Annotated in this window: 12 protein-coding genes; all 12 read left to right on the forward strand. The window is 34.0% G+C overall.

What is annotated here, in order from left to right; all coding sequences use genetic code 11:
• The coding region (locus tag BLP46_RS12075) for a type IV secretory system conjugative DNA transfer family protein (RefSeq protein ID WP_092979259.1) at positions 1 to 1,277 on the forward strand (1,277 nt) is incomplete at its 5' end.
• On the forward strand, positions 1,270 to 1,527 hold the full coding sequence (locus tag BLP46_RS12080) for a helix-turn-helix domain-containing protein (RefSeq protein WP_092979261.1): 258 nt from the start codon (positions 1,270 to 1,272) through the stop codon (positions 1,525 to 1,527). The genes BLP46_RS12075 and BLP46_RS12080, both read left to right, overlap by 8 nt.
• A 104-nt stretch (positions 1,528 to 1,631) precedes the next feature.
• The gene (locus tag BLP46_RS12085; protein WP_092979263.1) at positions 1,632 to 2,345 is read left to right on the forward strand and encodes a LytR/AlgR family response regulator transcription factor; all 714 of its coding nucleotides are present in this window, start codon (positions 1,632 to 1,634) and stop codon (positions 2,343 to 2,345) included.
• Entirely contained in the window at positions 2,345 to 3,670 is a 1,326-nt protein-coding gene (locus tag BLP46_RS12090) for a sensor histidine kinase (protein WP_092979264.1), read from the forward strand. The genes BLP46_RS12085 and BLP46_RS12090 overlap by 1 nt, the downstream gene beginning before the upstream one ends.
• Before the next feature lie 127 nt (positions 3,671 to 3,797).
• Positions 3,798 to 4,232: a DUF2712 domain-containing protein gene (locus BLP46_RS12095; protein ID WP_092979265.1), complete on the forward strand. Its 435-nt coding sequence runs from the start codon at positions 3,798 to 3,800 to the stop codon at positions 4,230 to 4,232.
• A 91-nt stretch (positions 4,233 to 4,323) separates the two neighbouring features.
• Positions 4,324 to 5,034 carry a hypothetical protein gene (locus BLP46_RS12100; RefSeq protein WP_092979266.1) on the forward strand — a complete coding sequence of 237 codons (711 nt, stop codon included), beginning with the start codon at positions 4,324 to 4,326 and terminating at the stop codon, positions 5,032 to 5,034.
• Positions 5,027 to 5,887, forward strand: coding sequence for a hypothetical protein (locus BLP46_RS12105; protein WP_092979268.1), 861 nt, complete (start codon positions 5,027 to 5,029; stop codon positions 5,885 to 5,887). Before BLP46_RS12100 ends, BLP46_RS12105 begins: the two co-directional genes overlap by 8 nt.
• A 112-nt stretch (positions 5,888 to 5,999) precedes the next feature.
• Positions 6,000 to 6,725 (forward strand): DUF2705 family protein, encoded by a 726-nt coding sequence (locus BLP46_RS12110; protein ID WP_143000499.1) that lies wholly within the window; start codon positions 6,000 to 6,002, stop codon positions 6,723 to 6,725.
• A gap of 1 nt (position 6,726) precedes the next feature.
• Positions 6,727 to 7,383, forward strand: a complete 657-nt coding sequence (locus BLP46_RS12115; RefSeq protein WP_092979270.1) for an ABC transporter ATP-binding protein — start codon at positions 6,727 to 6,729, stop codon at positions 7,381 to 7,383.
• The gene (locus BLP46_RS12120) at positions 7,376 to 7,978 is read left to right on the forward strand and encodes a DUF5028 domain-containing protein (RefSeq protein WP_092979272.1); all 603 of its coding nucleotides are present in this window, start codon (positions 7,376 to 7,378) and stop codon (positions 7,976 to 7,978) included. Before BLP46_RS12115 ends, BLP46_RS12120 begins: the two co-directional genes overlap by 8 nt.
• A 217-nt stretch (positions 7,979 to 8,195) precedes the next feature.
• Complete coding sequence (locus tag BLP46_RS13155; RefSeq protein ID WP_167669269.1) at positions 8,196 to 8,339, forward strand: hypothetical protein; 144 nt, start codon at positions 8,196 to 8,198, stop codon at positions 8,337 to 8,339.
• 92 nt (positions 8,340 to 8,431) lie between these two features.
• On the forward strand, positions 8,432 to 8,661 hold a 230-nt coding region (locus tag BLP46_RS12125), incomplete at its 3' end, for a helix-turn-helix domain-containing protein (protein ID WP_143000500.1).

Consider the following 8,661-nt stretch of genomic DNA (forward strand, 5'->3'; position numbering starts at 1 on the left):
CATTCGGACAGAACGCTTACTTTTATGATGCGGCAGAGGGACTTTTAACAGCAACTATTCTGCTTGTTTCGGAATTCTGCGAACACGAAGAACGGCATATTGTTTCGGTATTCAAAATCATTCAGGAGTTACTTGCTCCGACCAACAAGAAAGGCAAAAATCAGTTTCAACTTTTAATGGACTATCTTCCAGACGACCACAAAGCAAAATGGTTTGCAGGGGCGGCGCTCAACACAGCCGAACAGAGTATGTCAAGCGTTATGAGTACGGCACTTTCAAGGTTGAATGCTTTTCTCGACTCCGAGCTTGAACAGCTTTTGTGTTTTGATACAGAAATAGACGCTGAAAAATTCTGCAATGAAAAGTGTGCAATCTTCATTGTAATGCCGGAGGAAAATCCCAACACTTTCTTTATGGTTTCGCTTATAATCCAACAGCTCTACCGTGAAATACTTTCAGTTGCAGATGAAAACGGCGGCGCGCTTAAAAATCGCTGCGTATTCTTCTGCGACGAGTTCGGTACCCTTCCCAAGATTGACTCTGCCGAGATGATGTTCTCAGCCTCCCGTTCAAGGCGGTTGCAGATAGTGCCGATAATTCAATACTTTGCACAGCTTGAACGCAACTACGGAAAAGAAGGTGCTGATGTTATCATAGACAACACACAGCTGACAATATTCGGCGGCTTTGCTCCAAACAGCACAAGTGCGGAAGCCCTATCAAAAGCACTCGGTTCAAGAACTGTTATGTCAGGCTCTGTAAGCAGAAGCAAAAATGATCCGTCCCAATCATTGCAGATGATAGAAAGGCCATTGATGACTCCCGATGAGCTGAAGTCACTTCCAAAAGGCACATTTGTTGTTATGAAAACAGGTTTTTATCCTATGAAAGTAAAACTAAAGATGTTTTTTAAATGGGGTATTAAATTTGAAGAAAAGTATGAGGTCATGGAAAACGGCAACCGTGAGGTTCACTATGCCAACCGTTCGGAGTTGTTCAATAACATAATTCAGAAATACTATCCTCACTATCTTGAACAGCCTGCAACTGATTCGGATTTTGATGAGGCAAGCAGTGAGAAAAAGAAGAAAAATGAAAACCTAAAGACCTCGCCAGATACAGAACAGACCGAGAGTGAAGATACTATTAATTCAGAACAGCAAAATGATCTAACAGAAGAACCTGAAAATTCAAGCGTTGAACAGAGCGCAGACAAGCAAAGAAAAGTAGTCATAAGAACCGAAAGACCAACGCAGGAGGTGCTGGACAATGAGTAGATTAACTTTTCTGTATCAAATGGACTTACCTCACAGAGCCGTAGCAGTCTATACCTACCTCTACGACCGAGCGAACAAAAACGGTGAATGCTGGCCTTCGGTAAAAACAATAGCAGGAGACATAAAATTGTCGCCTGCCACAGTAAGAAGAGCTATTAGAGATTTGAAAAAAGCCGGGTTAATAAAAACAGAACAACGATATAGAGAAAAGGGTGGTAAAAGCTCATTGCTGTTTAAAATAAGAATGTAAGAATCTTATTTTTAATAAATGTATTGATAACAATAATTTAATTGTGATATAATGATTATTATTTATGACCTTATTAAGTAGCAAAGTGTAGGTGAAATTAAAGTATGAATGTTGCGATTTGTGATGATGACAGCGGTTTTTGCGAGTTGCTAAAAAACAAGTTGTTGACAAAATTTCATACCAACTGTGCTGAAATAATCATTATAGATACATATACTATCAGTAAAAAGTTTATTGATGAAGCTGCAAAAAAAGATTATCAAATCGTATTTCTTGATATAGATATGCCTACTGAAAATGGTTTTTCTGTTGCGGACAGAATCAGTAAAATATCTCCTCAATGCTTTTTAGTGTTTGTTACCAGCCATGACTTTCTTGTGTTTGAGGCAATAAAAAAGCACCCGTTTGGATTTATAAGAAAATCCAAGCTTGATTCTGAACTTGAACCCATGGTAGATGATTTATTGTCAGCATATATGCTTAAGCAGAAATTTTACATAATAAAAAAGCATAATAACTTCATAAGAATACCTCTTTGTAATATTAGATACATTGAATCTAAAGGAAATAATATTCTGTTTTATGTAGGGAAAGAAGTTTACAGTAAAAAAAAGAGAATATCAGATATTGAGAGTGAATTACCTCCTATACAGTTTGTTCGGATTAGTAGAAGCTTTATTGTTAACTTAGCAGAAGTGTATGGAGTGATTACAACGGCAGGATTGACATTAAAAAGCGGAGAACATTTGTCAGTAAGCAGAGATAGAATTAATGAAGTAAAACAAGCTTATATAAATTATTTGAGAGGAGGATTTTGATGATAGCTTCATCTCTTTTAATATTGATTTCTACGGTACTTGTATGCTTGTCTCAATCTTGCCTTATGAATTTTTTTATATATAAGTCTTGTGAGCTGAAAGTTAAAAGCAAAGCATCCCATATTATCATTGTTTTGACTGCAGTGGCGGAATCACTTATCATTTTATTCTCATTGTCTTCAAAGTATTTTTTGATTCCAATACTCCTTATTCTTATATTTGTTTTATATACAAATATACTATATAAAGGGGTGGTTGTGCGCAATATTTTTTTATCGGCTGTACTTGTTGCTTTTTTTGTCTTGCGTTTTATAGTTAATACCTTTTTTGATACCATAGTTAATGTGTTTTACAATGATTATTTACTTCCGTACGATACCTTTGGATCGTCTACAAATTTATTCAATTTTTCACATCTGTGTGCTCATTTGCTGTGCCTTTTTATTATTATGCTGATAATGCTCAAAGTTACCGAAAAAATAAAAATTAAGAATTTTAGCTTAGTATTAACTGTGCCTACTATTGCATTCCTCTCAATAATTGCATTAATGCTGTTGCTTTTATGTACCCCTGTTGAATCATTAACTCAATGGTGTGTTTTTGTGTTGATAATTTCATTATTGTTGCTTACCGTACTATCTTATGTTTTGATATATAAACTTAAATGTGAAGAGGAAATCAGAATAAAAGAAGTCTTATTGAAGCAAAAGGAAAAGTTAATTGAGCAAAGCCTTAATGAGGTAGAAACAATTTACAACAAGGACTGTAGTCTGCGGCACAATTTGAAAAATTCAAATACAGCTATTGTTGCTCTTATTGAGAATGGTGATTACAATAAAGCAAAGGAGTTACTGCTTGACAATGAAACAAATATTATGAAGAGCAATGTGCTCTACTCAAAAAATCATGCATTGAACTTGTTGCTGAATACGAAGCTCTCAAAACTAAATGTTTTGGGTGTAGATGTCAAGCTTGAAATTATGACAGATTTGGATTTTATTGACAGTAGAGATATTTGTGTAATTTTCGGCAATCTACTTGATAATATTTATGATTATTATTGTAATGAGAGTACGGAAAAAATTGTGGTGATCAATGTATTTGAAAGCCAAGGGAATGTAGTAATAAAAATAGAAAATAAAATTGAAGATTCAATTTTAAGTAAAAATCCATCTTTGAAAACAACAAAAGGAGATAATCAAAGTCACGGTTTTGGAATTGAAGGAGTCAAGAAAAAAATACTTTCCTATAATGGAGTTATTGATATAAGCGAAAGAAACGGAATGTTTATAGTAAGCATTATAATACCAAAGGCGGATTCTTAACGGATTCCGTCTTTTTGTACTTTAATGCGTTTTGTCACCGCTTTTTTGTTTTCTATCACCAAATTATTGGTAAAAATTCAATTATATGTTATTAATAAATAAAACATTATAGGAGGAGGTGATATATATGAAAAAAACAAAAAAGCTATTAGCAATTCTGGGCATATCTATGATTGCAGTATCTGCTTTTTCTTTGCCTGTTAGTGCTGCCAATATAAGTGATACCAGATACACATTTAATTTTAACTGGATTGGACAAGCAAACACGAGCGGTAGAGCAAAGCAAGATGCAAGCAGTACATATATAAAGTGTAACCAGTTGCCTAATGGCGGATTTCAGGTTTATGTTGACGGAGCTACTTCAAGTACCGGCTCATTGACTGATAGAACTATCGGGCAACCAAAAGTAACTCGTACCGGTGAGTTTTTGATTAATCAGCTTGTATATGAAAACGGCGAAAGATATGCAAGGCTTGGTGGTTATTGTTTTATGGCTTCTCAAAGTGCTAAAGGCTATTGGAGTCCTGATAGTGTCGGAAGCTATCCAGTTTTAAATCCGTAAACAAATCACTCACTAATCGAATGTAAAATAGTACTAAAAGTTCTGTTGGAAGATTAGTGAGTGATAAATTTATTTGCGAGGGAGAAAAATAATGAGGCGAACTAAAATAATAGTTGCATCAATAATAGCCTTGATAATAATTGTTTCCATAATTATTATATGTAATCATTTTTTTGTGAAACCTACTGTAATAAATCAAACAGAGAGTATTACATTATCGATTGAAAATGATGAAAAAACCTCCGGCTTTTTCGGATTTACAGCGGGCTTTCCATGGAAAAGTGGAGAATTAAAGCTAAAAGTAAATTCCTGTGAAATATTTGACAACTTAAATGAAGTTGAAAGTATGTCAGATGAGGATAAAAAATATATAGAAAGCACCCATTTTTTCACGAAGGCAGATAAGAAAATGTTTGGTGAGCTCGACTTTATGCTTGTTGATATTACTTTAGAAAATGTTAATGCGGTATTTGATAAAGATGAATATATGCTTGTAAATTTCTTTTATCCTATGACGAGAGAAGCGTTTTATAAAAGTAATGTAAACTTTGAATATTATTTGAGTGAATGTTTGTATTTTGACAATCACCAGCCTTTGTCTGAACTTGCGAAGGAAAATTATAAAAACTATTTTTCAACGAAATATGAGAATTTAGCCGTAGGAGAAAGCTATCGATTTAAGTTGGGCTTTTATATAGATGAAAAGACTGCTGAAAGTAATAATATTATATTGAAGATAGGAACAAGCAATCATAATAAATACGGAATTGTGCTCGACTTTAAGGAGAATACTAATGATTAGGACTGAAATAAAAAGAGCACTGACAGGAAAAAGTTTTAAGTTTGCTTTGGTAATTGGCATTGCTATAGCGATCGCCGCTGCTGTATCGGCAATTTCCACTGAATTTTTCAGGTGGGATATTTGGGATAAATATTGGATAAATTCCGATGGAAGTATGAATAAAAACCCTCAGATAGCTGTATCTACTTTGTACAGGTGCTGGATAGGCGGCGATTATTCTCCGTTTTCTATGGCTTTTTATTATTTCCTGCCATTGCTTGCAGCTATTCCGTTCTCGTGGTCACTTGCGGATGAGATAAAAAGTGGTTATCGCAAACAAGCCATAGTAAGATGTGGCAGAGAAAGATATTATTTTTCAAAATATATAGCGGCATTTATATCGGGTGCTTTGGTTGTAGCAATTCCGCTTATAATTAATTATATAATTGTTGCGTGTTTTATACCGGCAAGAATGCCTGATCCGGGCGAAAGTATATGGTACGCAATCTTTATGTCGAGCTTCTGCTCAAAGCTTTTTTATACTTTACCGTTGTTATACGATTTAATTATAATATTAATTGATATGATTTTCGCAGGATTTTGGGCATCGCTTTGTCTATCACTTGGCTTTTTTATTAAAAATAAGGCGGCAATTATTATATTACCATATATACTGTTATTGCTACATCAATTCATTTGTATGCTTGTGTCTGCTTTTCGTTTTTATATTGAATTATCGCCGTTTAATTTTTTAAAAGGATACGAAACTTCAAATACGATAAGCGGGTTAGTTATTTTTTCAAGTATAATGGTTATCGCACTTGTATCTGTTGCGATAACATATATAAGAGGAAAAACAGACAATGTTTATTAAAATATTAAAATTTGATATAAAGAACGGCATAATCAAGCGAATATGGCTGTATGCTATTTTGTTTCTATTCTTCTGGCTTGTTGATTTTGTTCTTTTTATGCAGAGAATGAATATGGGTGTTGATACTCCCGAATTAATTGAACAAAAGCTTACAATAGGCGATATGTTGTTATATGCATTGGGTGGAGCTAAGCATTTTGTTATAGAAGAAACCGTTGCTTTTCCCTTTCCTGTACAATGGATGCTTGTTATTTTAATTATTGCTTTTACAAGCTTGCGCTATCCTGTTGATAACCTTTCTGGTTATGGAAGACATATAATTATTTTATCGGGCAGTCGCAGAGCATGGTGGATTTCCAAATGTGTATGGCTGATGATTAACGTTTGTATATATTATTTTATTATGTTGTTATCAGCGGCGAGCTTTGCTTTATTTGTGGGAGCTGAATGCAATCTTAATATAAACGAGTTTTTGCTTCGATTGCTTATGCTTAATTTTCGTGAACTTGTACCGATGCCATGGAATATAGTTGTTCCTTTGTTGCTTCATATTTTTACGGTGTATGTGCTTTGTATGTTGCAAATGCTTTTATCTTTTTTTATAAGACCGTTGATGAGCTTTTTTATTACGTCAGCAATACTTGTGTTTTCATTGTTCTTTTCATCACCTTTCCTTATCGGTAATTTAGCAATGCCGTTGCGAACGGAAAATATAACGACAGATGAGCCCATAAGTATTGGTTTGGGATTCGTACTGTGCTTAAGCTTATGTATAGTAATATTTGTAATAGGTTTAATCAAGGTTAATAGAATGGATATTTTGACTAAGGAGGATTGAAATGCTGATTGAAGTAGAAGGCGTAAGCAAAAATATTGGCAGGCGTTGTGTAATAGATAATATTTCACTCAAATTGGAATCAAGTAAAATTTGGGGTTTTAAGGGGATAAACGGTTCCGGTAAGACTATGCTTATGCGATTGATAGCAGGGTTGATAAAGCCTGACAAGGGCAGGATAATTATTGACGGTAAGGAGTTGTGGAAAGATATTAGCTTTCCTGACAGTATAGGTATTCTTATTGAAAATCCGGCATTTTTAGACGGAATGACAGGATTTAAGAATTTAAAAACTTTAGCTTCTATAAAGAATAAAATTAATGATAACGATATAAAAAAATCACTGTCTGATGTGGGACTTGACCCGAATTTATCAAAAAAATATAGGGCATATTCGTTGGGTATGAAACAACGACTTGGAATTGCAGCGGCAATAATGGAAAAACCTGAAATGATTTTACTTGATGAGCCGACAAATGCTTTGGACGATAATGGAGTAGAACTTGTCAAGAATTTAATTCAGCGTGAGTGTGACCGAGGTGCTTTAGTAGTAGTGTCGTGTCATGATGAAAGTATAATAACAGAATTATCTGATAAAATTATTTTTTTATCTGAAGGAAAGGTAGTTAAAATTAAGGATAAGGACGATAACAATGAATAAATTATGGAAAAAAATAGTATTTTCGGTACTATCCTTTGCTTTGATAGGTTTAATTGTTATTAGAATTTTTTTTGTAAATACTGCTGCAATTCAGCAGCAAATAGAATATTATGAAAAGGATGAAGAAGTTAAACTCGACGGATGCTTTATTAATATTGTAGATGAAAACACCACGGGATATTCAATAACTGTTCATTCCGGCAAGCTTACAACATTTGGAGAGTTTGCTAAAAAATACAAAGGAAATACCGAGCCAAGTGCATATGAACTCACATCAGAGAGTAAAATTATTGAATTAGATGTCAGTATAAAAAACGAAGGTAATTCTGACGGATATATTTTTTTTAGAAGCTGGGGATTACAAAGTAAAAATGACGAATGGATTCCGTGTATGGAATTATGGAATATGGAGTTTGAGCAAACCGCAGGAAGTTTCAACTTTACTTTAAAACCAAATTCCGAAATGAGATTAAGTATTCCTTTTGAAACAAATAATGATTACGAGTTAATGCATAACGATTATCCTATCGAGGAAAGTTATGATCTGGTCGTATCCAGAGCTCCGGTTAAAAAAATAATAAGAATAGATTTATAACTGCATATAAAGTATATCATTGTTTTTTTCAGTTACGGAAGATTATTGATATAATTTAATGATATGCCGACAAGCTATAGCTTTTAATGCTATATTTTGTCGGCATTATTTTTTGCCCTTTTTGCATTGAAGGCAGAAAGGGCAAAATGTTTATTAGGATAAGAAGTCCTCCGATTAATTTGAAAACCAAAATTTCAAATTGAACGGAGGATGTATTTTGAAAAATACATATTTAGTAAAAAAACAAAACGATAATGGTATGTTTGTTCTTGAAGAGGTTTCGGGAACACAATGGATAGAAATAGTTAAAAGGAACAAATCTCTTCCGAAAGAACAGAAAAGATATTTTGGCGCATTGTAAAATGAGGTTGCAACAATAAAATAAATAGTCCATAGAGACGATTCTGTAGTAGAATTGAGTTACCACTCACCAATTCGAAAGAAATCATCACTATGGACAATCCCAATTGTAACACAGGACACAAGAAATATCAACACCTGACATCGGAAGAACGACACATAATTGAAGTGCGATTCAATGAGGACAAGTGGACGATCTACGCAATCGCCAAAAGTCTTGGAAGACCATACAACACAATCAAAAACGAGATTAACCGTGGTACGGTATATCTCTACAACGGAAAGATAGCCAGATATAAGGCTGACAAAGGCGAGGAAGCATA

The organism is Ruminococcus sp. YE282 (assembly GCA_900101355.1).
Taxonomy (GTDB): domain Bacteria; phylum Bacillota; class Clostridia; order Oscillospirales; family Acutalibacteraceae; genus Ruminococcoides; species Ruminococcoides bromii_A.